At 64.8% G+C, this 24,753-nt stretch carries 25 protein-coding genes; 10 read left to right on the plus strand and 15 right to left on the minus strand.

Translation table 11 applies throughout. The features are described 5' to 3' along the window. Window positions 1-57: 57 nt before the first annotated feature. Window positions 58-507 carry a VOC family protein gene (locus tag ACN0TP_RS15185; protein WP_417220285.1) on the minus strand — a complete coding sequence of 150 codons (450 nt, stop codon included), beginning with the start codon at window positions 505-507 and terminating at the stop codon, window positions 58-60. A gap of 126 nt (window positions 508-633) precedes the next feature. Here ACN0TP_RS15185 and ACN0TP_RS15190 point away from each other — a divergent pair, with 126 nt between their 5' ends. Together ACN0TP_RS15190 and ACN0TP_RS15195 are read left to right on the plus strand one after the other, a co-directional pair. Further along, the gene (locus ACN0TP_RS15190) at window positions 634-978 is read left to right on the plus strand and encodes an ArsR/SmtB family transcription factor (protein WP_417220287.1); all 345 of its coding nucleotides are present in this window, start codon (window positions 634-636) and stop codon (window positions 976-978) included. Next, on the plus strand, window positions 975-1,448 hold the full coding sequence (locus ACN0TP_RS15195; RefSeq protein WP_417220289.1) for an SRPBCC family protein: 474 nt from the start codon (window positions 975-977) through the stop codon (window positions 1,446-1,448). Before ACN0TP_RS15190 ends, ACN0TP_RS15195 begins: the two co-directional genes overlap by 4 nt. 36 nt (window positions 1,449-1,484) lie before the next feature. On the opposite strand, the gene ACN0TP_RS15200 is transcribed toward ACN0TP_RS15195, so the two are convergent. Together ACN0TP_RS15200 and ACN0TP_RS15205 are read right to left on the minus strand one after the other, a co-directional pair. Next, window positions 1,485-2,693 (minus strand): beta-ketoacyl-[acyl-carrier-protein] synthase family protein, encoded by a 1,209-nt coding sequence (locus tag ACN0TP_RS15200; protein WP_417220291.1) that lies wholly within the window; start codon window positions 2,691-2,693, stop codon window positions 1,485-1,487. A 105-nt stretch (window positions 2,694-2,798) separates the two neighbouring features. Beyond that, window positions 2,799-3,887, minus strand: coding sequence for an ATP-binding protein (locus tag ACN0TP_RS15205; protein WP_417220292.1), 1,089 nt, complete (start codon window positions 3,885-3,887; stop codon window positions 2,799-2,801). 154 nt (window positions 3,888-4,041) lie between these two features. Here ACN0TP_RS15205 and ACN0TP_RS15210 point away from each other — a divergent pair, with 154 nt between their 5' ends. Both ACN0TP_RS15210 and ACN0TP_RS15215 read left to right on the plus strand, forming a co-directional pair. Next, entirely contained in the window at window positions 4,042-4,431 is a 390-nt protein-coding gene (locus tag ACN0TP_RS15210) for a DUF3054 domain-containing protein (RefSeq protein ID WP_417220294.1), read from the plus strand. Between the two features lie 60 nt (window positions 4,432-4,491). Continuing rightward, on the plus strand, window positions 4,492-4,770 hold the full coding sequence (locus tag ACN0TP_RS15215; RefSeq protein WP_417220296.1) for an Lrp/AsnC family transcriptional regulator: 279 nt from the start codon (window positions 4,492-4,494) through the stop codon (window positions 4,768-4,770). 79 nt (window positions 4,771-4,849) lie between these two features. Here the strand turns inward: ACN0TP_RS15215 and trpD are convergent, their stop codons facing one another. Further along, window positions 4,850-5,908: an anthranilate phosphoribosyltransferase gene (gene trpD, locus ACN0TP_RS15220; RefSeq protein WP_417220298.1), complete on the minus strand. Its 1,059-nt coding sequence runs from the start codon at window positions 5,906-5,908 to the stop codon at window positions 4,850-4,852. A gap of 147 nt (window positions 5,909-6,055) precedes the next feature. Here trpD and ACN0TP_RS15225 point away from each other — a divergent pair, with 147 nt between their 5' ends. From ACN0TP_RS15225 to ACN0TP_RS15240, 4 genes are all read left to right on the plus strand, one after another. Continuing rightward, entirely contained in the window at window positions 6,056-6,694 is a 639-nt protein-coding gene (locus tag ACN0TP_RS15225) for a cytochrome c oxidase subunit 3 (RefSeq protein WP_417220300.1), read from the plus strand. Window positions 6,695-6,752: 58 nt separating this feature from the next. After that, a complete protein-coding gene (locus tag ACN0TP_RS15230; protein ID WP_417220301.1) occupies window positions 6,753-7,544 on the plus strand; it encodes a c-type cytochrome in 792 nt (263 codons plus the stop codon). 73 nt (window positions 7,545-7,617) lie between these two features. Next, window positions 7,618-8,661: a Rieske 2Fe-2S domain-containing protein gene (locus ACN0TP_RS15235; RefSeq protein ID WP_417220302.1), complete on the plus strand. Its 1,044-nt coding sequence runs from the start codon at window positions 7,618-7,620 to the stop codon at window positions 8,659-8,661. Window positions 8,662-8,663: 2 nt separating this feature from the next. Then, window positions 8,664-10,331, plus strand: coding sequence for a cytochrome b (locus tag ACN0TP_RS15240; protein ID WP_417220304.1), 1,668 nt, complete (start codon window positions 8,664-8,666; stop codon window positions 10,329-10,331). 812 nt (window positions 10,332-11,143) lie between these two features. Here the strand turns inward: ACN0TP_RS15240 and ACN0TP_RS15245 are convergent. From ACN0TP_RS15245 to ACN0TP_RS15275, 7 genes are all read right to left on the minus strand, one after another. Next, window positions 11,144-11,914 carry a hypothetical protein gene (locus tag ACN0TP_RS15245; protein WP_417220305.1) on the minus strand — a complete coding sequence of 257 codons (771 nt, stop codon included), beginning with the start codon at window positions 11,912-11,914 and terminating at the stop codon, window positions 11,144-11,146. A gap of 385 nt (window positions 11,915-12,299) precedes the next feature. After that, window positions 12,300-13,088, minus strand: coding sequence for a GntR family transcriptional regulator (locus ACN0TP_RS15250; protein WP_417220307.1), 789 nt, complete (start codon window positions 13,086-13,088; stop codon window positions 12,300-12,302). Window positions 13,089-13,287: 199 nt separating this feature from the next. Then, entirely contained in the window at window positions 13,288-13,689 is a 402-nt protein-coding gene (locus ACN0TP_RS15255; RefSeq protein ID WP_417220308.1) for a cytochrome c oxidase subunit 4, read from the minus strand. 2 nt (window positions 13,690-13,691) lie between these two features. Further along, window positions 13,692-15,410 (minus strand): cytochrome c oxidase subunit I, encoded by a 1,719-nt coding sequence (gene ctaD, locus ACN0TP_RS15260; protein ID WP_417220309.1) that lies wholly within the window; start codon window positions 15,408-15,410, stop codon window positions 13,692-13,694. A gap of 6 nt (window positions 15,411-15,416) precedes the next feature. Continuing rightward, a complete protein-coding gene (gene coxB / locus ACN0TP_RS15265) occupies window positions 15,417-16,292 on the minus strand; it encodes a cytochrome c oxidase subunit II (protein ID WP_417220310.1) in 876 nt (291 codons plus the stop codon). A 210-nt stretch (window positions 16,293-16,502) separates the two neighbouring features. After that, window positions 16,503-16,880: a HesB/IscA family protein gene (locus ACN0TP_RS15270; RefSeq protein ID WP_417220311.1), complete on the minus strand. Its 378-nt coding sequence runs from the start codon at window positions 16,878-16,880 to the stop codon at window positions 16,503-16,505. An 82-nt stretch (window positions 16,881-16,962) separates the two neighbouring features. Further along, window positions 16,963-18,378 (minus strand): dipeptidase, encoded by a 1,416-nt coding sequence (locus tag ACN0TP_RS15275; protein WP_417220313.1) that lies wholly within the window; start codon window positions 18,376-18,378, stop codon window positions 16,963-16,965. 61 nt (window positions 18,379-18,439) lie between these two features. Between ACN0TP_RS15275 and ACN0TP_RS15280 the strand changes: the two genes are divergently transcribed. Next, window positions 18,440-19,024 carry a DUF3043 domain-containing protein gene (locus ACN0TP_RS15280; RefSeq protein WP_417220315.1) on the plus strand — a complete coding sequence of 195 codons (585 nt, stop codon included), beginning with the start codon at window positions 18,440-18,442 and terminating at the stop codon, window positions 19,022-19,024. A gap of 77 nt (window positions 19,025-19,101) precedes the next feature. On the opposite strand, the gene ACN0TP_RS15285 is transcribed toward ACN0TP_RS15280, so the two are convergent. Continuing rightward, a complete protein-coding gene (locus tag ACN0TP_RS15285; RefSeq protein ID WP_417220317.1) occupies window positions 19,102-20,175 on the minus strand; it encodes a quinone-dependent dihydroorotate dehydrogenase in 1,074 nt (357 codons plus the stop codon). A 60-nt stretch (window positions 20,176-20,235) separates the two neighbouring features. Here ACN0TP_RS15285 and ACN0TP_RS15290 point away from each other — a divergent pair, with 60 nt between their 5' ends. Further along, window positions 20,236-21,318 (plus strand): alpha/beta hydrolase, encoded by a 1,083-nt coding sequence (locus ACN0TP_RS15290; protein WP_417220318.1) that lies wholly within the window; start codon window positions 20,236-20,238, stop codon window positions 21,316-21,318. 40 nt (window positions 21,319-21,358) lie between these two features. Here ACN0TP_RS15290 and ACN0TP_RS15295 read toward each other — a convergent pair whose 3' ends face one another. Genes ACN0TP_RS15295 through leuA form a run of 3 tightly spaced genes read right to left on the minus strand, consistent with a single transcriptional unit; the run spans window position 21,359 to window position 24,733 of the window. Then, entirely contained in the window at window positions 21,359-22,168 is an 810-nt protein-coding gene (locus tag ACN0TP_RS15295; RefSeq protein ID WP_417220320.1) for an isoprenyl transferase, read from the minus strand. A gap of 4 nt (window positions 22,169-22,172) precedes the next feature. Next, window positions 22,173-22,925 carry a DNA repair protein RecO gene (gene recO / locus ACN0TP_RS15300; RefSeq protein ID WP_417220322.1) on the minus strand — a complete coding sequence of 251 codons (753 nt, stop codon included), beginning with the start codon at window positions 22,923-22,925 and terminating at the stop codon, window positions 22,173-22,175. A gap of 59 nt (window positions 22,926-22,984) precedes the next feature. Beyond that, window positions 22,985-24,733: a 2-isopropylmalate synthase gene (leuA, locus tag ACN0TP_RS15305; protein WP_417220323.1), complete on the minus strand. Its 1,749-nt coding sequence runs from the start codon at window positions 24,731-24,733 to the stop codon at window positions 22,985-22,987. Between the last annotated feature and the right edge of the window lie 20 nt (window positions 24,734-24,753).

A 24,753-nucleotide genomic window follows, 5' to 3' on the forward strand; every position in this document is an offset into this window, starting at 1 on the left:
AGCCGCACCCTATGGACCCTTGCTATTGCGTCGGCGTTTTAAAGTTCGGGCTCAGCATTATTGACCCACGCACCTAGATACGCAGAGGTGCCAGTAACCGTTATCCGCCCCGGCCCCGGGGGCATTGTGGGGTCCGGGTGTCGTCCCGTGTTCTTCGACGACGTGGCGGACGATGTTGATGACATTTCCGTCCGGGGCGCGGACCAGGAAGCGTCGGACGCCCCAGGGTTCTGTCGTTAACGGGTGCACGATGTCGTACCCGCATTCAAGTGCTTCAGCGTAGGCGGCGTCCACGTCCGGCGTGTGCACGGAAATCACCGCGTCTTCGGACGACGTGGCCTCTTGGGTGACAAGTTGGACGTGTGCGCCGCTGTCCGACGAGGTGTAGCGGGCAACCCATCCCAAGTTGAATTCCTCCAGATCCAACGAGAGGAAATCCTGGTAGAAGGACTTGGCCCTCTCCAGGTCGGCGACGCGCAGGTTCGGGGTGACTCGTACTGACCGCATGGATTCGACCCTTCCTGTGACGGAATCAATACCCCAGATCCTCCTGCGGGCAACGGTCGCTGTCGAGGCCTGGCGGGGGTGCCACTCCCCCTTGCCGTGGATCGCACCGTGAGGTAACTTAGCCGTGTGGCTAAGTGTTTAGACTCGCTCGACATCGTCTTCCGGGCGCTGGCGGATCCGACGAGACGATCCGTGGTGGCCCGGTTGGCTGCTGGCCCTGCCACCGTGGGCGAGCTCGCGGGCGACTTCGCCATGGCCCTGCCGTCTTTCGTCAAACACGTCCGCCAGCTCGAGGCCGCGGGGTTGGTGGCGACCCGTAAATCGGGGCGTGTGCGCATCTGTACTCTCGAGCGCCAACCCTTCCGGGTCGTGGAATCGTGGATCGACGAGCAGCAACGGCTGTGGGAAGAGCGCGCCGACCGACTCGAGGAACTCGTCACCACCGAAGAAGACAGTGAGGACCGGCCATGAACGACAGTTCTGCAAACCCCTTTGATCTCACGATCACTCGGATCATCCATGCTCCACGACAGAGGGTTTGGGGTGCCTGGGCTGATCCTTCCACCTTCGAAAAGTGGTGGATTCCAGCACCCTTGACCTGCAAGGCCAGGGAGATGGAGTTGCGTCCGGGTGGATCGTTCCGCACCGAAATGAGCGAGGACGGCGTCTCCTTCGAACCCCACATCACGGGTTGCTTCCTCGCGGTTGAGGAACTCGAGCGCATCGTGTTCACCGACGCTCTCGTTGCCGGGTGGCGACCAGCCGATTCGCCATTCGTCACAGCCTCGTTCACCTTCGCCGATCATGCCCAGGGAACCCTTTACACGTCCACGGCCATGCACCGGAACCGGGCCGATCGCGATAAGCACGAGCAGCTGGGGTTCCACGACGGCTGGGGGACGGTCATCAACCAGCTCGCGAAGCTGGTCGAAACGCGTTGAGGGGATAAAACAGGCACCACTCCCCTGCTGGCAACGTCAGATGCCGGAAACCACCAACGCGACGTTGTGCCCGCCAAATCCAAAGGAGTTGACGACGGCGACGCGGGCGTCGGTTGGGCGGGCCCGGTTGGCCACGACGTCCAATTCGATCTCGGGGTCCTGGCGGTCGAGGTTGGTGGTGGGCGGGATGGTCCCGTCCCGTAGCGCCATGACGGTCGCCAGGGTGCTCAGTGCCCCCGATGCTCCCAGCAGGTGTCCGGTCATTGATTTGGTGGAGGTCACCGGGACCCCGGCCAGGCCGGCGCCCGTGATGGCACGGGTTTCGTTGATGTCACCGGCCGGGGTCGACGTGGCGTGGGCATGGACGAATCCAATGTCCGCGGTCTCCCACCCGCTGGCCCGGACGGCCATCCGCATCGTCCGCGCCTGGTTCTCAGGATCGGCCCCCACGATGTCGTGTGCGTCCGAGGTGATCGCCGAGCCGTCGACGTAGCCATGGATGCGTGCACCCCGCGCGTTCGCGTGGTCTTCGCGCTCGAGCACCATCACCACGGCACCTTCGCCGAGGACGAATCCGTCGCGATCCGCGTCAAAGGGGCGCGAGGCGGCAGCTGGATCGTCATTGCGCTTGGACAACGCACGCGTCTGCCCGAAGGAGGCCATGGTCAGCCCGGCGACGGCAGCCTCGGTACCGCCGGCGACGACGGTATCCGCACTCCCGGACAGGATCATCTCCCGGGCCATGGCGATCGCCTCGGAGCCGGATGCGCAGGCGCTGACCGGGGTCCGTGCCCCTGCCTTGGCCCCCAGGTCGATCGAGAGCCAACCTGCCGATCCGTTGGCCATGAGCATGTTCACCGTATGGGGTGAGACTCGGCGCGGGCCCTTTTCGGCCAACACGTGTTCCTGGACGGTGGTGGTGCCGATGCCGCCGATGCCGGTGCCGATGACCACGGCGAGCCGCTCGGGATCCACCTCGGGGGCACCGGCGTCGTTCCAGGCTTCGCGTCCTGCCGCCATGGTGAACTGCTCCGAGCGGTCCATGCGCTTGATTTCCCGGACGCTGAGAGCCTCCTGGAACGAGTCGTCCACGAGTCCTGCGAAGCGCGTGGTGAGCGGTTCGGACCAGGGGGTGTCCAGGGGAACGACGCCGGAGGCGCCGGAGGTCAGGGCTGCCCAGGTGCTGGGGGCGTCGGTGCCCAGCGGCGACACGGCGCCCACACCGGTGATTGCGATACGAGTCATGTTCCCAGTCTGGCCGCTTCGGCAGTCTTTCCCGGGAGTGCGGCCTTCAGGATTTTGGCGCGCCGTTTGTGCCGGTCCCACAAACGGGTGGATTCGGGAGATGCCTCAGCGGGTGAGCAGGTGCTCGCGCAGCCCGGGGATGGCGAATTCCACGATCCCGTGCCCCGCCGGCTGGATCAGGCCCGCGTCGATCAGTCGTGCCCGGTAGTTGCCGATGGTGTTGGGACGGTTGCCCAGCCGTTCGCCGATGTCGCCCGTCGAGGACGGTCCGTCGTCGAGCGCCATGGCGTGGAGGAACTCCATGTCCTTGTGGGAGATCGTCGCCAGCGCGGCACCGATGACCACCCGGGTGTTGCGCCGTCGCGCCGCGTCGATGGCCAGGTCCACGTCATCCGATGCCAGGGGCCCATCCGTCGCCTCGGCCAACTGCCAGAGGTGGTAGCCGATGAGCTGGATCAGGAACGGGTATCCCCCGGTGGCTGCTGCTGCGCGGCGGATGAAGTCCGTCGGCAGTGCGTGGTCCAATGCGGCGAAGGTGTCCTCGAACGAATCGGCCACGTCATCGATGGCCGCGGCGTGCAGGTCGATCCGGTCGGCACGGCGCAGGAAGGTGGCGACGCCTTCATTGAGCAGATCCGATACCGCGGCCGGCAGGCCGGCGAAGACCAGGGCGATGGGCAGGCCGTCGCGGATGAAGTGCTGTACCGAGGCGGCCAACTGGGCCAATTCGTCGCGGTCGGCGCCGTGGATTTCGTCCAGGGTGATCAGCAGTCCGGTCCCCTGCTCGTCGAGCCGGCGCAGCAGGTCCTCCCCCAGATCGCGCCAGGTGGCTTGTTGTTCGGGAGGGAGTTCGGTTGTCACCGAAAAGCCGGCGACCCGCACTGCGGTGATCCGCCGACCGGGTGGCCCCTCCCCCAGTTCTTCGGCGTGATGCCGCATGGCCTCGCCGATCCGGCCGAGGAATCCTCGCGTAGCCGTCTCGGAGACGACCGCCCAGCCACGCATGCGGGCCTCGTCTTCCGCCTCCCCGAGCATGACCGTCTTGCCGATGCCCCGCGCGCCGGTGAAGATCGTCAACAGCCCGGGAGCCCCGTGGCGAATCCGCAGCCCGTAGATGAATTCGTCGAGGATTCCGGTGCGGCCGATCAATTGCGGTGGCTCGGCACCTGCGGTGGGGCGGAATGGATTGTCCATGCGGGTCTCCCTGTCGACAGATGGCTACCGGTGGATCATGACGTCTTGAGTGTATATCAGTGTATTCATTGATTAGTTGTGAATTTGATGAATATCTTCGGGATCAGAGATGGCCTGACCATGACGTCTGGCGCGGAACGGTACGCTCGATTCCATGTTGAAGTGGAAATACTGGGTCCCGCTGTTCGTCATCGACCTGCTGTTGGTGGTCTTGTTTGCGGCACTCGGACGCCGTTCCCATGCCGAGGGACTCGATATCGCGGGGATCCTCGGGACGGCGGCACCGTTCCTGCTGGCATTGCTCGTTTTCTCCTGCATCACCGTGATCTGGAAGGAACCGAACAGGTTCTGGCCCCATGGAGTGGTTCTCTGGATCGGCACCGTGGCATTGGGCCTGATCCTGCGGGTGCTGTTCGGGGCGACCGCCGCCGTGCCGTTCATCATCGTCGCGACCATCGTTCTCGGTGTCTTCCTGCTGGGCCGGCGACTGGTCGGCACCCTTCTGATGCGTCGCAAAGTGCGCACCAGCGACACGGTGAACTAGGCTCATGGCACGAGTCAAGAGCCGAATGGGCTCCGGTGACAGAAGGTGGAGGAACACGCGATGATCACTGCATTTGTAATGATCCAGACAGTTGCCGACAGCATTCCAGAGTGCGCGCAGAAGATCTCCGAGCTCGATGGGATCAGCGAAGTCTATTCTGTCGCCGGCGACTGGGACCTCATCGCCATCGCCCGCGTCCGCAACCACGAAGACCTCGCCGAGGCCATCGCCAATCGGCTGTCCAAGGTCGATGGAGTCGTCGAGACCACGACCCACATAGCGTTCCGGGCCTACTCGCAGCACGACCTCGACGCTGCGTTCAACCTCGGCCTCGAATAGGGGCCCGGCCGACGCCCCCTGGCTGCCACTTCCCCACTACCTTTGCCGTAAGGGCCTGCGGTGGACACCGGCCTAGCATCTACTCGACGTTGGTCGCGTCAACCCACCGTTGGAGGGCTTGGCGCGCGGACCCGCTGTCAATGGCGTCCTCGGCCCGACCCGCTGCCTTTTTCAGCCGTTCAAGCAGGCTGCCGTCCGCCGAACGGTCAAAGGCCACGAGACCCGCGGCGGCGTTGAGCACCACCGCATCGCGGACTGGTCCGCGCGCGCCGGCCATGACGTCATGGACGACGGAGGCGTTGTGCCGCGCATCCCCGCCCCGCAGATCGTCCAGGGTGGCCCGGTCCAGCCCCAGGTCGACGGCGTCGAAGACCGAGGCCTCGACGGTTCCTTCACGGACCTCCCAGACATGGTTGGTCGTGGTGGTGGTCAGTTCGTCGAGTCCGTCGTCACCCCGGAAGACCAATGCCCTCGAGCCCCGGGCCGCCAGGACGCCGGCCATGAGCGGTGCCATGCGTTCATCGGCGCAGCCGATCGCCGAGGCGGTGGGCAATGACGGATTCGTCAACGGTCCCATGAAGTTGAACGCGGTGGCGATCGCCAGACGGGAGCGGACCCCTGCTGCGTAACGCATGGACGGATGGAACATCTGTGCATAGCAGAAGGTGATCCCGGCCGCTTCAAGGATGGGGCCGAGTTTTTCTGCCGGGGCATCCAGCCGGACCCCGAGGGCTTCCAGGACGTCGGCTGACCCCGACGAGGAGGATGCTGCCCGGTTGCCATGCTTGACCAGTCGGGCCCCTGCGCCAGCGCACACCAGGGACGACATGGTGGAGATGTTCACGGTGTTGTGCCGGTCGCCGCCGGTTCCAACGATGTCGAGCTTCTCCCCCGGCAGCACCAGTGGCCGGGCGCTGTCGATCATGGCCTCGACCAGGCCGGTCAGTTCGTCCACGGATTCACCTTTGGCGCGCAATGCCACCAGGAAACCTGCAATGTGGACATCCGAGGCGTTTCCACCCATGATCTCGCTCATCGCCCAGGCGGCGTCTGCCGTCGAAAGGTCCTCCCCGCGGATCAGCGAAGTGAGGATAGTTGGCCAGTTTGGGAACTCGGACTGCGAAGAAATCGTTGACACGCAACAAGGTTATCTACGTTTTGTAGAAAGTGCTGAATTGTTTCTCCCTTGATATTCCGCGGAACTTGGGCCTGACCGGCGCAAAAACAGGCGACTCGGGAGTCGATGCATTGGTATCTGGGGCACTTTTATAGACATAATGGCTCTGTGACAACTGCGACTCATGCCCTCAATGCCCAGGCGCACCCTGCGCCTAACCGCCCCAACATGGTGTCGGTCGGAACCGTCGTCTGGCTTTCCAGCGAGCTGATGTTCTTCGCCGCGCTTTTCGCCATGTACTTCACTCTCCGTGCGGCCTCGCCGGAGTTGTGGGCGAACGAGACAGCCAAGCTGAACGTCCCGTTCGCACTCATCAATACGATCATTCTGGTTTCCAGTTCCTTTTCTTGCCAGCTCGGCGTGTTCCGTGCTGAGGATCTCCAGCCGCGCCGCCTCGGCGGTCTGCTGAACTTCCGCAAGTGGGGAATGGTCGAGTGGTTCATCGTCACGTTCATCCTCGGGGCGATCTTCGTCTCGGTGCAGGCGTACGAGTACACCGAACTCGTCCACCATGGTGTCGCATTGAGCTCGAACCCCTATGGCTCGGCGTTCTACATCACGACCGGTTTCCATGGTCTTCACGTTGCCGGCGGACTTGTCGCCTTCGTGTTGATCATCGGCCGTGCCTTCGTGGCCAAGAAGTTCGGCCACTTCGAGGCAACCTCCGCAATCGTCGTGTCGTACTACTGGCACTTCGTCGACGTCGTGTGGATCGCCCTGTTTGCGATCATCTACTTCCTGAAGTAGCCATCGGCTTCCGGGCCATATCAAGCATCACCAACCAAACCAAGTGAGGAACCAGCAAGTGAAGGCTCTTTCGCAAAGGCGCCGCCATCCGCTCGCCGCCGTAGCGCTGTTGTTGATGGGTCTGCTCATCACGGGCGGCCTGTATGCCGCAGCCAGCAGCGTCAACGAGGCCCAGGCGGCGACGACGACGTACAGCGCCAGCGACGTCAATGAAGGCAACAAGCTCTTTGTTGCCAACTGTGCCACCTGCCACGGCATGCATGCCGAAGGCAGCCCCAGTGGCCCTTCGCTTGTCGGTGTCGGCGCCGCAGCCGTCGACTTCCAGGTTGGAACCGGACGCATGCCGATGCAGATGCAGGGGCCCCAGGCTCAGGCCAAGCCGGCGCAGTTCAACGACGAGGAAACCAAGCAGCTCGCAGCATTTGTCGCATCCCTGGGTGCCGGTCCGGCAGTCCCCGATGGCGAGGCCCTGGATACCTCCAAGGGCAATGCCGCCACGGGTGGGGAAATCTTCCGCGTCAACTGCGCCATGTGCCACAACGCTGCCGCTGCAGGCGGTGCCCTGACACGAGGCAAGTTCGCCCCGTCCCTGGCAGGCGTCAGCGAGCAGCACATCTACGAGGCCATGGCCACCGGGCCGCAGAACATGCCGGTCTTCAACGACTCGAACATCACTCCCGATGAGAAGCGCGATGTCATCACCTTCCTGAAGGAAATCGAAGCCCAGGGCTCCCCCGGTGGTGCACAGCTCGGTTCGCTCGGTCCGGTTTCCGAGGGCCTGTTGATCTGGACCGCCGGTCTCGGCATTGTCATTGCCTTCACGATCTGGCTGACCTCCCGGCCTTCCTGATCCGGCGCCGCGGTCTCCGGCCCGCACACCACACCTCGTACCAAGGAATTTGAGAAAAAGGATGAGAGAGAACATGGGCGACCATAGTCACGGCAGTCCGAACGATCCGGGCACCGTTGCTAAGGCTGGTCAGGGCTCCATGGACACGTTCCAGGACCCGGGCCTGCCGCCGCACCGGCCACGCCTCGCTGACGTTGACCCGCGCGCCGCAAAACGAGCCGAACGCCAGGTAACGCTGCTATTCGTGCTGTCCGTACTGGGAACACTGTTGTTCTTCGTGGCCTACTTCGTGGTTGGACACCCGGATTCGATCGGGCAGATCCGTTTGCAGAACACCCTGCTCGGCATCGGCACCGCCTTCGCGATGCTCGGCATTGGCGTGGGCATCGTGCACTGGGCCAAGACCCTGATGCCGGACCACGAGATCACCGAAATGCGACACGAGGTCCGCACCGAGGAGAACCGCCAGATCGCCGAGGGGATGCTCGGTGACATCATCGAGGAAACCGGCATCAAGCGCCGTCCACTGATCCGCAATTCGCTGATTGCTGCAGTGGCGCTGGCACCGATCCCCGCCATCTTCATGTTCCGCGACCTGGATCGCACCGGTGCTACCGCCGGCCAGATCGTCGACCGCCTGCGCCACACCATGTGGGACAAGGGCATCAAGCTGGTCCGCGATCCTTCCGGCACTCCGATCAAGGCATCCGATGTCCAGATCGGTTCGGCCTTCCACGTCATCCCCGAGGGGCTGAACGAGATGGAAGATCCGCTGAACGAGAAGGCCAAGGCAGTTGTCCTGCTCATGCGCCTGGACCCGGAGAAGATGCACATCTCCCCCGAGCGCAAGACCTGGCACCACGATGGCATCGTGGCGTACTCGAAGATCTGCACCCACGTGGGTTGCCCTGTCGCCTTGTACGAACAGCAGACGCACCACCTGCTGTGCCCGTGCCACCAGTCGACCTTCGACCTCACGCAGGAATGCAAGGTTATCTTCGGACCGGCAGGTCACGCACTTCCGCAACTTCCGATCACGGTCGATTCCGAGGGCTACCTGGTCGCCCAGAGCGACTTCCACGAGCCTGTCGGCCCGAGCTACTGGGAGCGTGGCTAAACATGTCTTCAACTACCGAGTACCGCGCCAAGACCTCGACGGGGCGCATCGCCGACTTCGTCGACACCCGCGTGGGCGCCTCCCAGATCGTCAAGGAATTCGGGCGCAAGATCTTCCCGGACCACTGGTCGTTCATGTTCGGCGAGGTCGCCCTGTACACCTTCGTCATCCTGCTGATCTCGGGAACGTTCCTGACGTTCTTCTTCGATCCCTCGATGGCCCACACCACGTACAACGGCAGCTACAACCCGCTCAAGGGTGTCCAGATGTCTGTCGCTATGTCCTCGACCATGGACATCTCCTTTGATGTCCGCGGCGGCTTGTTCATGCGCCAGGTTCACCACTGGGCAGCACTTCTGTTCGTGGCCGCCGTTTCCGTTCACATGCTGCGCGTCTTCTTCACCGGCGCCTTCCGCCGGCCCCGCGAACTGAACTGGGTCGTCGGCGGAACGCTGCTCGTGCTGGCCATGGCCGCCGGATTCACCGGCTACTCACTCCCCGATGACCTGCTCTCCGGCAACGGCCTGCGCATCATCGACGGCGTCATCAAGGCCATCCCGGTCGTCGGGACGTTCATCTCGGCCTTCCTGTTTGGCGGCGAATTCCCGGGCACCGCAATCATCGGCCGCCTGTACATGCTGCACATCATGCTGGTACCGGCGATGATCCTGCTCATGGTGGCCATCCACCTCTTCATGGTCGTCGTGCACAAGCACACCCAGTACCGTGGACCGGGGCGCACCAATGACAACGTCGTTGGCTTCCCCGTGGGCCCCGTCTACGCAGCCAAGGCCGGTGGGTTCTTCTTCATCGTCTTCGGCATTGTCGCCGCGATCGCCGGGTTCTTCACGATCAACCCGATCTGGAACTACGGTCCCTACGACCCCTCCCCCGTTTCCGCAGGTACGCAGCCTGACTGGTACATCGGCTGGGTCGACGGTGCCTTGCGCCTGATGCCCGGTGTGTTGGGCAACTTCAGCTTCGAGTGGATCATCCCCTTCCCCTGGGGCGATAACAACCTGATCCTGAACGTCCTGCTGCCGATGGTCCCTGCAGCGATCCTCATCGGTGCCATGTTCGCCTGGCCCTGGATCGAACGCTGGATCACCAAGGACAACCGCGAGCACCACCTGCTGGATCGCCCCCGCAATGCCCCGTTCCGTACCGGCGTCGGCGTAGCCGGTGTCATCTGGTACTGCGTGATGTGGTGCGCCGCTTCGTCCGACCTCATCGCCACGCACTTCCACGTGGCCCTGAACGACGTCACCTACTGGCTCCGGGCGCTGTTCTTCCTGGGACCGATCCTCGGATTCATCGTGGCCCGCCGCATCGCGTTGGCGCTGCAGCGCAAGGACCGCGAGATCGTGCTGCACGGTCGCGAGGCCGGCGTCATCGAGATGTCGCCGGAGGGCGGGTTCTCCGAACGCCACGTCCCGCTCGACGAGTACAAGCTCTACAAGCTGGTTGCCTTCGAGTCACACGAGGTGCTTCCGGCCGAGGCCGATCGTGCCGGGCACGTGACCCGAACCGAAAAGGCCCGTGGCGCCGTCTCGAAGTTCTTCTTCGAGGATCGCGTCGCTCCGGTGACGCCAGCCGAGCTGGAGGCCGCGCACGGCCACCACGCGCCGGCAATCGAAGGATCGTCCGAGGACGCATCCGTCGAGCACTAGGTATCGACCACACGCGAAAGGACCCCGATCAATGGATCGGGGTCCTTTCGCGTTCCCCGGCTGGAAAGAATCTGCCGGTCCACCGGACCCTAGGGCGGCGCCACTCCCCCGACGCGCTGGACCCCGTGCTCCCGCAAACTGATGACGGCCATTGCGGGGGCCAGGGGCGGTGGCCGCCTGCGATCCACCCGTGGGCGAGGTGCTCCGGTGATGAAGCTCGGCGTCCCGCGGCAGACGGGGCGGGCGCAGTGGCCACGGGGCGTGTGCGCGTATATGCCCCGTACAGGGCGAGGAGATCCGGACCCGATGACGACAACGGCTGCCCGGCCGGGGGGCACCCCCGGGCAGCCGGCAGCGGCGCTGGTTTGTCTTGGGCTGCTTCAGAGGTGGATTGTGAATATGTGAAATATCCGACGCTGAGGATTAGTCGAGCGCCGTAGCGGCCTATATTTGCCCGGTTTGATCTCATTGGAGCTCGCCAGATGCGGCTATTCCAGAGTAAGGGCGCCATTGACAAATATGAGTCGGGTGGCGCTCTGAGTTCCTGACTCCAAGGCTTCGTACACGTGTACGGAGAATAGATTCAGTGAAGCCTCCTCTGCGGACAGGTCAGGCCAGAGATCTTGCGCGTCCGTACTCCTGACTCGCTCAACCAAGTCATCGAGCGTTCCGTCGACTGCCAGATTTCGACCGTTTGCGGAGAGAAACCAGACCGCGCTCGTGCTGGCTAGCTCGTCGGTTATGAACAATCCGTGTTCGGCGGACTTTTCATTGAGTCTGGTCAGAAAGCGACCATAGTCGGTCATTGGTACCTACCGTCCGCTGGAAGGGAAGGCGGTGATCATCTTGTAGTTGCCGGCCGCAACCACAACCCGCGGGTAATAGGTCTTCACGGTTTTTCCGTCATATCGCTTGAGCTGAACTACACCCTTGTAGGTGTAGGTGTCATTCTTCTTGCTGTATGCGCCGGAGTACATGTGGTCGAGGGCATCCGAAATGGCAAAGTCGGCAAAGTCGCGCCAGTTGGCCCCAAGTAGGACGGCGATGTCATTCCAATGGCGCATGTGGCTACTCTTGATATGCCGGTAGCCATATCCATTGGTTCCGCAGTACATGGGCACGTTTCGAAAGACCCATGGCGTAGTGGTGGTCTGGAACATGCGGACAAGCTTGCTATTGGGAGTGGTGACACCGCAAGCTCCCCATACCTTCGCTTGGTAAGCGTATGTGGTTGCGGATTTTGAGGCCCTTGCTGCAGTGCCGGAAGTCTCGGCGGTGGCTTCTTCTTGGGGTTTGAACTCAGTTCCACCGGCCCAGGCCGTAAGCTCCCCTCCCTTTGCTAGGGCCTTTAGCTCCTTCGCTTCGCGTTTCAAAAGCGGCGGCGCGTCCACTACCGCCTCGTCGGCTATACGGGCTAGTTCGCTGTCAGTCAGCGGATTCTCAAGGGCGGCCCTGTCGGCGCGCTGCGATACTTCTGGAGTTAGCGCGATCCCGTCTTGATTGTCAGCGTTGGCTGGCCCTGCTCCAATCAGAAGCGCGGATGTTAGGGCAAGCGCTGTGAGTGTAGAGATTGTCCGTGGCATGCTTCCCCCGAAGTTGATTACTTGAGACTGAGCCGACCTCGCTGTAAAGGTTGGAGCGCGAAGAATACTCCGCTTGGGACAGAAGCATTGTCCAAGCCCACAAGTCCTGTCAACAGGGTCTGGCCGATTTTCAAGGCAGCTCGTGATGCGCGAGAAGTTGCCAATGCTGGGCAAAACCCATCGCCGGGAATGCTGGTTCCGGCGGCCATGGCCGCCTTCAAACGCAGGTATAGGCCCACTGCACTGGTCTAACGGGATCCATAGTGGACACGCGAAAGCTTAGCGTCGGATACTTGTCGAATTAACAAGCCGTCCCTTCATGGACGACAGGAGCGCGCCAGGGACCACCCACCCGTGGGCGGCGCCCCAGCGGCTCTCTGTGCCGTTAGAAACCTTCGGCCTCGTACGAATGCCTCTGACGCGTTCCGGGGCGTTGTAGAGGCACGAAGAGCTTGTAGCGGTCGGCGCGGTAGAGGGACACCGAGTAGTCGACTAATTCACGTTTGACGTAGGCGTGGCGTTGGATCTTCAGCAACGGGGTCCCCGCGTCCACGCCCAGGTGCTTCGCATCCTGTGGAGTCGCGGCAGCGGCTTCCACCTGGTCCTCGCCCCACTGCAGCACCAGTCCGTAGCGTTCGTTCAGCGACGCGTACAACTGACGTGGTGCCGCGTCGTTGAGGAACCCGGGTACCCGATGCGAGGGGAGGTAGTTCTCGTCAAGGTTCATCGGCAGTCCATCGGCCAGCAGCAGCCGACGCAGGCGCACCACTGGCGTCCCGTCCTCGAGTTCCATCTCCCGAGCCAACTGGCCCGTGGCGGGTATCTCGTCAAAGCGCAGGACGCGACCCGTGGGAACCATCCCCCGGCGTTCCATTTCCTCACTGTAGGAGGTGAGCTTGACCTGAAGGTCGACCTTGGGAAAGGCGGCGAAGGTACCGACACCGACGATGCGTTCGAGCACGCCATCGTCGACCAGGGCGTCTATGGCATTCCTGACGGTCATCCTGGCCACGCCGAATTGCTGGGTCAGTTCGCGTTCCGAGGGGATGGGCCGCCCCGGATCACAGACCTCCGTGGCATGGTGGCGCAGGATCGCCTTGAGCTGGAGATGCTTCTTGAGCGGGGAGTCCTCATCCAGATGTCCGGTCACCGGGACTGGCGGCCTGTGGGGCATGCTGTACTCGCTCTTCTGTTGGCGGCCTTCATGGCAATTCTACCGCCGACCGGCCTCCCTGCCGCCGTCCCGCATCTCCGCCCCGGTCCGAAGCCGACGCACCGTGGCTGCCCCAGCGCGGGAACGATGACCCCCGGGAATGGGGAAAGGGCGGCTCCCTCCTGAAGGAGGGAACCGCCCTTTGACGATGCGTGGAGACCTAGTGGGCGTGGTCCCCGCGGCTGTACTCGTAGACCCAGCCAATCAAGGCGATGATGACCAGCCCGACGCCGATGTAGGTGATCCAGAAACCAACGGCAATGCCGAGGAATCCGATGGCCGCTGCCAGGCCCAACACGATGGGCCACCAGCTCCACGGAGAGAACTGGCCGATGACGCCTGCGTTCTCGTGGATCTCGCCGTCGACACGATCCTCGGGACGATCACCGACGCGCTTGGACGTCGTGTACAGGTAGAACCCGATCATCAGGCCCAGGCCCATGGCCAGGGCCAGGGCGATGATGCCGACCCACTCGTCCCAGTCGGTCATGATGCCGTAGACGATGAAGACGGGCAGGAAGAAGACCGCGAGAACCAGGAAGAGTCCGGTTTCAACTTTCATGGTTACACGTCCTTCTGGTCGGCCGGGCCAAAGACCTTGGCAACGCTGGCGGTCGGGGTTGCACGGGCCGAGAGCTCCGGGTGGTGGAGGTCAAGAGCCGGACGTTCCGAACGGATCCGGGGAATGGAGTGGAAGTTGTGACGCGGCGGCGGGCACGACGTGGCCCACTCCAGCGAGGCACCGAAGCCCCAGGGATCATCGACCTCGACGCGCTTGGCCGAACGGGCGGTGACCCAGACGTTCCAGAAGAACGGGATCATCGACAGACCCAGGATGAAGGCGAACACGGTGGAGAACTGGTTCATGGTGGTGAACCCGTCCTCTGGCATGTAGTCCGCGTAGCGACGCGGCATCCCCATGACGCCCAGCCAGTGCTGGATCAGGAACGTGCCGTGGAAGCCGATGAACAACATCCAGAAGTGGATCTTGCCCAGGCGCTCGTTGAGCATCCGGCCGGTCCACTTGGGCCACCAGAAGTAGAATCCGGCGAACATGGCGAACACGACGGTGCCGAAGACCACGTAGTGGAAGTGTGCGACAACGAAGTAGGTATCCGAGACGTGGGTATCCAGGGACGGAGCCGAGAGGATGATGCCGGTCAGACCGCCGAAGAGGAAGGTCACCAGGAAGCCGATGCTCCAGAGCATGGGCGTCTCGAAGGTAATCGACCCTCGCCACATCGTGCCGATCCAGTTGAAGAACTTCACACCCGTCGGAACGGCGATGAGCATCGTCATGAATCCGAAGAACGGCAGGGCGACCGAGCCCGTGACATACATGTGGTGCGCCCACACGGCCACGGACAGGGCTGCGATGGAGATGGTGGCGAAGATCAGGCCCTTGTAGCCGAAGATCGGCTTGCGGCTGAAGACCGGGAAGATCTCCGAGACGATGCCGAAAAACGGCAGCGCGATGATGTAGACCTCCGGGTGGCCGAAGAACCAGAAGAGGTGCTGCCACAGGATCGGTCCGCCGGCATCGGGGTCGTAGATGTGCGCTCCGAAGCGTCGATCCGCGCCGAGGGCGAACAGGGCTGCGGCCAGCGGGGGGAAGGCCATCAGGATCAGCAGGGCGGTGATCAGCGTGTTCCAGGTGAAGATGGGCATGCGCCACATCGTCATGCCGGGGGCACGAAGGCAGATGATCGTGGTGATGAAGTTGACGGCACCAAGGATCGTACCGAAGCCCGACAGTGCCAGGCCGAAGACCCAGAGGTCACCACCGACACCGGGGCTGAAGGTCGTGTTCGACAGTGGCGCGTAGGCGAACCAGCCGAAGGAGGCGGCACCCTGGGGGGTGATGTAGCCGGCGACGGCAATGGTGGAACCGAAGAGGTAGAACCAGAAGGCCAGGGCATTCAGTCGTGGGAAGGCCACGTCCGGAGCGCCCAGCTGCAGCGGCATGATCACATTGGCAAAGCCGGAGAACAGGGGCGTCGCGAACATCAGCAACATGATGGTGCCGTGCATCGTGAACAGCTGGTTGTACTGTTCCTTGGTCTGCAGGATCTGCATGCCGGGTTCGAAGAGCTCGGCACGGATCAGCAGCGCCATGACGCCGCCGATGCAGAAGAAGATGAACGAGGCGATCAGGTACATGTACCCGATGGTCTTGTGGTCGGTGGAGGTGATCCAGTTGACGACGATGCGTCCCTTGGAGACCGGCACGACCCGGGGGGCGAGGGGCTTGGCCTCGTCCGTCGCGTATTCGTAGGTAGTCATCGCGACCTACTTCCCTTCCTCATGAGGAATCATGATGGAGTTCACTTCATCGGGCTTGCGGTCGTAGTCCGCTCCGATGTGTCCGTCCTTCATGTCCGACAACTTGCTCTCGAATTCCTGTTCCGAAACGACCTTGACGTTGAACAGCATTTCGGAGTGGTACTCGCCGCACAGCTCGGCGCACTTGCCGGCGTAGGTGCCCTCCTCCTGGGGAGTGAGGTAGATGCGGTTCGTCTTGCCCGGAATCATGTCCAGCTTCTGCAGGAAGGCGGGAACCCAGAATGAGTGGATGACGTCGCGGCTGTTCAGCTCGAGGGTCACCGGTACGTTCACCGGAAGGTAGAGGACGGGAAGCGTCGCTTCCTTTCCTGCAGAACCGTCCAGGTGTGCCTGGACGTTGGCGTCGTACTTCTCTTCGCCCTTGTAGCTGTAGTTGTAGTCCCAGGACCACTGCTTGGCCTGGATGTCCACGACGAGCGGGGAATCCACCGGAGCGTCAACGGTGCGCTGGGTGGTGTCCGAGAACGTGAAGAAGGTCAGCACCATCATCAGCGGGACAGCCGTGTAGAGGATTTCCATCGGCAGGTTGTAGCTCAGCTGGCGTGGGAAACCGGTTTCGCCCTTGCGGCGCCGGTAGGCCACGATGCACCAGATCATCAGTCCCCAGGTCAGGATGCCGACGATCAGGACGGTGACCCAGCTGTGGACCCATAGGTCCTGGATCATGCCCGTGTGGTTGGTAACGTCCCGGGTTTCATTCGGGAGCCAGCCACGCTGGACTTGTTCTGAACAACCCGTCAACAGCAACGCCCCCGCGCCGACAATGGCCAATGCCTTGGCCCTGCCCCTGCGACTGCTGCTGGTTCGGTCTTGCGAACTCACAGACGGCCCTTCCTCTTTGTTGGTGCGATACGTGGTCTCGTCCAAGCCGTGCGTGGCATCGGGCGCAGCAATGCATCCGGTACCGGCTCGGCGAGGCCATTAGTTTTACTACTCATCGTAGAGCTTACCCTCTTGCCCGACGGAATGCCGACCGAAACCCCGTGTCAACCGATGGTTACGTGGACCCGCGGATCCGGCCGGCAGTGCTTCCTAGTGGAAGGAATCGCCGCAGGCGCAGGAGCCTCCGGCGTTGGGGTTGTCGATGGTGAAGCCCTGCTTGGAGATGGTGTCCTCGAAGTCGATGGATGCACCGCTGAGGTAGGGCACGCTCATCTTGTCGACGATGACCTCGACGCCGTCGAACTCCCGCACGGCGTCGCCGTCGAGCATGCGCTCGTCGAAGTAGAGCTGGTAGATGAGGCCGGAGCAGCCGCCGGGCTGGACGGCCACGCGCAGGCGCAGGTCGGTGCGGCCCTCCTGCTCCAGGAGGCTGCGGACCTTGTCCGCAGCCACATCGGACAAGAGCACCTCATGGGTCTCGAGTTCTTCGGTGGAACCGACGGTGGAATCGTTGGTCGTGGCGGTCATCTGGTCCTCCAATAGTGCTTGTCGCGGAGGGCGGCGCCGTAGCGCACCGTCCTCTCGTCTTCCATGGTACGACGGACCTGCCTTATTGGAGGCCCTCTGCGTCGAGACGTGCCAGGAGCAGGGCCTCGGCCAGGATGGCCTTGCGGAAATCCTCCAGGTGCAACGACTCATTGGCGCTATGGGCCCGCGAGTCGGGGTCCTCCACGCCGGTGACCAGGATCTGTGCCTGCGGGTAGAGCTCGAGCAGGTCGGCGATGAAGGGGATCGATCCCCCGATGCCCGTTTCCACGGGCGTCACGCCCCAGGCCTTTTCGAGCGACCACAGGCTGGCCCGGGGTGCCGCTGCCGTGGTGTCCGTGGCGAAGGCATTGCCCTGTTCGACGGCGGTGAAGTCGACCTGGGCGCCGAACAGGTCCTGCGCCTCCACGTGGCGTTGCAGCGCGTCGGCGGCGGCCTGCGGGTCCTGGCCGGGTGCCAGGCGGACACTGATCTTCACGCGCGTCGCGGGCTGCAGCGTATTGGAGGAAACGGCAACTGAGGGCACGTCGATGCCGATGACCGACAGGGCCGGCTTGTTCCAGAGCCGGTCAGCCAGGGCACCGCTACCTGCCAGGCGCACGCCGTCCAGCACCGAGGAATCGGCACGGAAATCGGCCTCGGGGTAGTCCACGGGATCCGTGTCACGGGCCAGCAGCCCCTCCACGGCGACGTTGCCCTGATCGTCGTGGAAGGAGGCGATCAGCCGTGCGGCCAGTGTGGGGGCATCGAGCACTGGTCCCCCGAACATGCCCGAGTGCACTGCATGTTCCAGGACGCGTATGTCGATGACTGCACCGACCATGCCGCGCAGGCTGGTGGTCAGGGCCGGGACCCCGACCTTCCAGTTGCTGGAGTCGGCGACGACGATGACGTCGGCGGCCAACGCGTCGCGGTGCTGTTCGAGGAACGGGCGGAAGGACGGCGACCCTGCCTCCTCCTCGCCCTCGAAGAAGTAGGTCACCCCGACGCCGAAGTCCTCCACGGCGTCCAGGACGGCCCGCAGGGAGGCGATGTGGACCATGATGCCTGCCTTGTCATCGGCGGCACCGCGGCCGAAGAGCCGTCCGTCGATCTCGGTGGCCCCGAACGGACTCGTCTGCCACAGCTCGGCGTCCCCGGGGGGCTGCACGTCATGGTGGGCATAGAGCAGGATGGTGGGCTTGCCCGGCTGGGCGGGACGTCGGCCGACGACGGCCGGCGCGCCGGGGACCCCGTCCTCGGTGTCGACGGAGAGGATCCGCACGTCATCCATCCCGGTGGAGCGGACCAGTGCTGCGACGGCTTCGGCGCTGCGGTCCAGCTCGGCGGCGTCGAAGGCCTCCCAGGCGATGCCCGGGATGGCCACGAGGGATTTCAGTTCGGAGACGGTCTGCTCGAAGGCGCGGTTGACACGCTCGGTGAGGGCGTCCAGATCGACGCCGTGATCGACGGAGCCGGTGGTGGAATCGGAAGTAGTCATGGCTTCACCCTACAACTGGCCCGCGTTTCGGTTGCGGGCCACCCGCCGCTAGACTTGGGGCGTGTTTGGAAGCAAAAAAGCCGATGCCGCACAGCCGCCGGCCACCCCAGAAGAGCCCGATCGTCCGACCGTGGGCAAGGGTGCACCGACGCCGCGCCGGAACAGCCAGCAGGCGCAGAACAAGCGTCCGCTGGTCCCCACCGACCGCAAGCTGGCCAAGGCGCAGGCCCGCGAGCAGCGCATGGCTGCCCAGGAGCGCATGCGCCTGGCCAACGAAACCGGCGACGAACGCTATCTGGCGGCCCGTGACAAGGGCCCGCAGAAGCGGTTCGCCCGTGATTTCGTCGACTCCCGGTGGATGGTCGGCGAATTCCTGATGATCGTGATCCTGGTGTTCCTGGTCGTCGCCTTCACCATGACCAACAACCTCCAGGTCCAGGCCTACATCACCATGGGCCTGTGGATCGTGCTGGGGCTGGTCATCGTCGACACGTTCATCATGACCCGGCAGCTGAAGAAGCGCCTCGTCGCGAAGTTCGGCAGCCAGGACCGCGGCGTCCTCTGGTATGCCTCCATGCGCGGGCTGCAGTTCCGCCGCCTGCGCCTGCCCAAGCCGCAGGTCGCCCGGGGAACCAAGGTCGAGTAGCACTCCCCCGGCATCCGGTACGACGACGGAGGGCACCACCGCATCGATGCGATGGTGCCCTCCGTCGTTTCCGGTGCCTACCGGGAGGCCAGCGCCCGGCGCAGTCCGCGGTTGATCCGCCAGGCCCAGAACGGACCCTCATAGAGGAAGGCGGTATAGCCCTGGACCAGGTCGGCGCCGGCATCGAGGCGTTCGCGGACGTCAGCCGCGGTTTCCACTCCCCCGACGGAGACCACCGCGGTGCCGGCCGGCAACGTGGAGCGCAGCCGCCGCAGCACCTCGAGTGACCTCTTCTTCAGCGGTGCACCGCTGAGTCCGCCGGCCCCGTACTCGCGGATCCGGTCAGGGACCGTCACCAATCCGGAGCGGGCGATGGTCGTGTTGGTGGCGATGATGCCATCCAGTCCCAGTTCCAGGACCAGGGCCGCGACGTCGTCGACATCGGCGTCGGCCAGGTCCGGTGCGATCTTCACCAGCAGCGGCACGTGCCGCCCGGCGGTGGCGTCCGCCTCCCGGCCCACGGCGGCCAGCAACGGGCGCAACGTGTCGATCCCCTGGAGCAGCCGCAGCCCCGGGGTGTTCGGGGAGCTGACGTTGACCACCAGGTAGTCGGCCTGGCCGGCCAGGGCCCGCGTGCTGGCCAGGTAGTCCCCGACCGCGTCGGCGAGTTCGACGACCTTGGTCTTGCCGATGTTGATGCCCACGATGGGCCGGGTGGCCCCGAAACGTTCCGACAGGACGGGGCGCGCGGAACGGATCCGTGGTGCCACCGCGTCGGCGCCGTCGTTGTTGAAGCCCATCCGGTTGATGACCGCCCGGTCATCCACCAGGCGGAAGAGGCGCGGTTTCGGGTTGCCCGGCTGGGCGCGGCCGGTGATGGTGCCGACCTCGATGTGCCCGAAGCCCAGGTCCGCCAGGGCGGGGATCCCGTGGCCTTCCTTGTCGAAACCCGCGGCGAGGCCGAAGGGCGAGGGGAAGTCGATGCCCATGACCGTGCGGCGCAGGCTCGGGTGCGGCCGGGTGATCCGGCGCAGCACCGCCGAGGCGCCGGTGGATTCGGCCAGCCGGATCAGCCGGAAGCCGATCTGGTGGGCCTTTTCGGGATCCATGCCGGAGAAGACGACACGGAAGAAGGCGGGGTAGATGCGCATGCCCCCAGTCTTCCCTGCGCGCGGCACCGCTGCCAACTTCGGGGTGGCTATGCTCAACATATGCGCAGCGACGAAGCACGGTATGCGATCGACACCGAACCCGGGCAGTGGCTCGACGACGAGCTGGGACCGGGCTTCAGCTACACCAGCATCAGCCCCGGTCGCGACGAGGAGGGCCCGTTCTGCGCCACGCTGGTGCGCTACCTGCCGGCCGTCGGGGAGAAGCCGCATTGGCGTGATGCCATGCTCAACGTGCGCCAGGGCCTGGACCGGGCCCGCGCCCGGGGAAACCATGGCACGGGGGCCCCGGTCGACGTCGTGCTGGGTCTGCATGGGTGGACCGACTATTTCTACAACCCGGAGCTGGCCCGCTACTGGTCCGACCGTGGATACCGGTTCTACGCCCTGGACCTGCGGCGCTACGGACGCAGCCTGCGGGCGTGGCAGACCCCGGGGTTCATCACCGATCTTCGGGAGTACGACGCCGACATCGAGGCCGCGCTGGAGGCCATCCGTGAGGACGTGGGCCAGGTGGGGCGGATCGTGGTCGTCGCCCACTCCACCGGTGGCCTGACGGGGAGCCTGTGGGCGAACCGCAATCCCGGGATCCTCTCGGCGCTGGTGCTGAACTCCCCCTGGCTGGAGATGCAGGGCAGCTGGCTGGTCCGCAACGCCGCCGCCGGGCTGCTGGAACCGCTGGCGCGGGTGCGGCCCAAGGCGCGGATCAAGCTGCCGGAGGTGGACCACTACTGGCAGTCGCTGTCCAACCGGGCCCATGGCGAGTGGGAAGTGCATCCGCTCTGGCGGCCCCGCAACGCGTTCCCGGTCACCGCCGGATGGATTTCCGCGGTGCTCGCCGGCCACGCGGAGGTGGCGCGCGGGCTGGACATCCGCTGCCCGGTGCTGGTCATGACCTCCTCCAAAACGCACCTGGGCACCGTGTTCGAACCCGAGATGCTGGTCACCGACACCGTCATCGAGGTCGAAACTGTCAGGCAGCGGGCACTGAAGCTGGGCAACGAGGTCTCGATCGTGCGGATCGAGTCCGGGATGCATGACCTGTTCACCTCGGCGGCCCCCACCCGGCGCAAGGCCTACGACGCCGTCAGCCGGTTCAGCGACGGCTACCTTCCGACCCGCTGAGGCCCCCGGGCCTCCGGCTCGAGGTCCCGGGCCGCCGCGGTCAGGCGGTGGGCGTGTCCAGGGCGGCACCGAACCGGCGGTCGCGGCGGGCGTAGATCTCGATGGCCTCCCACAGGGTCCGGCGGTCGACATCGGGCCAGAGCACGTCCATGAACACCATTTCGGCATAGGCCGACTGCCACAGCATGAAGTTCGACGTCCGCTGCTCCCCCGACGAGCGCAGGAACAGGTCCACATCCGGAAGGTCGGGCTCGTCCAGATACCGTGCCACGGTCTTCTCCGAGATGCCGCGCGGGGACAAGCGGCCGGCGGCGACGTCCTCGGCAATGGCGGCGACGGCATCGGCGATCTCGGCCCGCCCGCCGTAGTTCACGCACATCGTCAGGTGGCAGACGTCGTTGTCCCGGGTCTGCTCCTCGGCGGCCAGCAATTCGTTGACGACCGATCGCCACAGCTTCGGACGGCGTCCGGCCCAGCGCACCCGCACCCCCCAGGCATCGAGCTGGTCCCGCTGGCGGTGCAGCACGTCCCGGTTGAAGCCCATCAGGAACTTGACCTCATCGGGGCTGCGCTTCCAGTTCTCCGTGGAGAAGGCATACACGGAGACGTATTCGACGCCGATCTCGATGGCGCCTGCCATGACGTCCAGCAGCGCCGCCTCCCCCGCCTTGTGGCCCTCGGTGCGCGGCAGGCCCCGCTGGTTGGCCCAGCGGCCGTTGCCGTCCATCACGATGGCCACGTGCCGGGGCACCAGGTCGGCGGGAATCCGCGGCGGGACGGCACCGCTGGGGTGGGGCCACGGCGCGACGGCGGGGGGCCGGGCGGCGCGCTGACGGGTGGGTCGCTTCAACAATTCAGGTTCTTTCCACGAGTTTGAGGGACTTGACGACCCGTTCCAGATGCCACTGCAGGTACCCCGCCACCATACCCGCAGCCTCCCTGCGGGCGGAGGCATCGGCGTCGTGCGCGCCCTCCCAGTCCCCGGTCAGCAGGGCCGCGAGCAGGGCAACGGTTTGCGGTGCCGGCGAGTTGGATCCGGCGGGCCGGCAGTCGGCGCAGACCACCCCGCCCAGCGGGATGTTCACCGCAGTGTGGGGGCCGGGCTTGCCGCAGCGCACGCAGTGGGTGAAGCTCGGGGCCCACCCCGCAGTGGACAGGGCGCGCAGCAGGTAGGAATCGAGCAGCAGCCCGGGATCCTGGTCTCCGCGGGCCATCGCCGCCATGGCCCCATGCAGCAGCCGGAACTGCGGCGCCGCGGACTCGGTGTCGGCCTCCGTGAGGCGTTCGGCGGTCTCGGCCATGGCGCTGGCGCTGGTGTAGCGGGCGTAGTCCAGCGAGAGCGACTGTCCGTAGGGGTGGCGCAACTGGGCCTGGGTGATGATGTCCAGGCTGCGGCCGCGGACCAGCTGGGCGTCCACGAGCATGAAGGGTTCCAACGTGGCACCCATCTTGGAGCTGGTGCGCCGCACCCCCTTGGCCACGGCGCGGATCTGCCCGTGCCCGGGGGTGAGCAGCACGATGATCCGGTCGGCCTCCCCCAGTTTGTGGGTGCGCAGCACCAGGGCCTGGGTCCTGTAGGACTTGGCTGCGAAACTGGAACGGGGCACGGCTCCAGTATCCCAGAGAACCCGTGCCCCGTGGCGTGCCGGCGACCGGCGTCGCGGTGCTAGCGGCCGGTGGTGGCGTCCAGGATCGCCCGGTTCACCGCCGAGATGACGGCCTTCAGCGAGGCCGTGGTGGTGTTGGCGTCGATGCCCACGCCCCAGAGCACGCGTTCGCCCACGGCGCACTCGACGTAGGCTGCAGCCTGGGCCGATCCGCCCTCGCTGAGCGCATGTTCGGTGTAGTCGAGCACGCGCAGGTCCACGCCGTCGGCGGCCAGGATGTTCACCAGGGCGTTGATCGGCCCGTTGCCGGTCCCGGAACGTTCCTGGGTGGTGCCGTCGACCTGCAGGGCGGTTTCCAGGGTGAACGAACCGTCCTCGTCGGTGCGCGTGCGGGTGTTGCCCAACCGGTAGTGGCCCCAGGCGCGGCCCTCGAACTCATCGGCGGGCAGGTATTCGTTCTGGAATTCCTGCCAGATGCTCGCCGGGCTGATTTCGCCGCCGTCGCCTTCCGCCTTGCGCTGGATGACCCCGGAGAACTCGATCTGGGCGCGGCGCGGCAAATCCAGGCTGTGGTCGTGCTTGAGCACGTAGGCGACCCCGCCCTTGCCCGACTGGGAGTTCACGCGGATGACAGCCTCGTAGGAACGGCCGATGTCCTGCGGGTCGATTGGCAGGTAGGGAACCGCCCACGGGATCTCATCGACCGACTTGCCCACCGCTGCGGCGTCGGACTCCATGTGTTCGAAGCCCTTCTTGATGGCATCCTGGTGGGAACCGGAGAAGGCGGTGAAGACCAGGTCGCCGCCGTAGGGTGAACGCTCGGGCACCGGCAGCTGGTTGCAGTATTCGACGGTGCGGCGGATCTCGTCCATGTCGGAGAAGTCGATCATGGGGTCGATGCCCTGGCCGAAGAGGTTCATGCCCAGGGTCACCAGGTCCACGTTGCCGGTCCGCTCGCCGTTGCCGAACAGGCAGCCCTCGATGCGGTCGGCGCCTGCCATGTAGCCCAGCTCCGCTGCGGCGACACCGGTCCCCCGGTCGTTGTGGGGGTGCAGCGAGAGGATGATCGAGTCGCGGTACTCGAGGTTGCGGTGCATCCATTCGATCGAGTCGGCGTAGACGTTGGGGGTGGCCATTTCCACGGTCGCCGGCAGGTTCAGGATCATCTTCTTCTCCGGCGAGGCCTCCAGCACCTCGGCCACGGCATCGGAGATGCGCTTGGCAAAGGCCAGTTCGGTTCCGGTGTAGGACTCGGGCGAGTACTCGTAGGTGATCCTGGTGCCGGTGAGCTGTTCCTCGTACTTCTTGCACAGGCGCGCTCCGGTCAGCGCGATGTCCACGATGCCGTCCTCGTCCTGGTTGAACACGACGCGGCGCTGGAGCACCGAGGTGGAGTTGTACAGGTGGACGATCGCCTGTTTCGCGCCCTCGAGGGCCTCGTAGGTCCGCTCGATCAGGTGCTCACGCGACTGGGTGAGGACCTGGATGGTGACGTCCTCGGGGATCCTGTCGCGCTCGATGAGCTGGCGGACGAAGTCGAAGTCCGTTTGCGAGGCCGAGGGGAAGCCGACCTCGATCTCCTTGAAGCCCATGCGCACCAGCAGGTCGAACATCTGGTGCTTGCGTTCGGGGCTCATCGGGTCGATCAGGGCCTGGTTGCCGTCCCGCAGGTCGACGGCACACCAGCGCGGTGCCTGGGTGATGACCTGGTCCGGCCAGGTGCGGTCCGGCAGTTCGACGGTGATCTGGTCCTGGAAGGGGACGTACTTGTGGACGGGCATTCCAGAGGGTTTCTGCAGGTTCTGCATGGTTCTAGGGGGCCTTTTCA

Origin of the sequence: Arthrobacter sp., from assembly GCF_048266065.1 — a bacterium.
GTDB lineage: Bacteria > Actinomycetota > Actinomycetes > Actinomycetales > Micrococcaceae > Arthrobacter_H.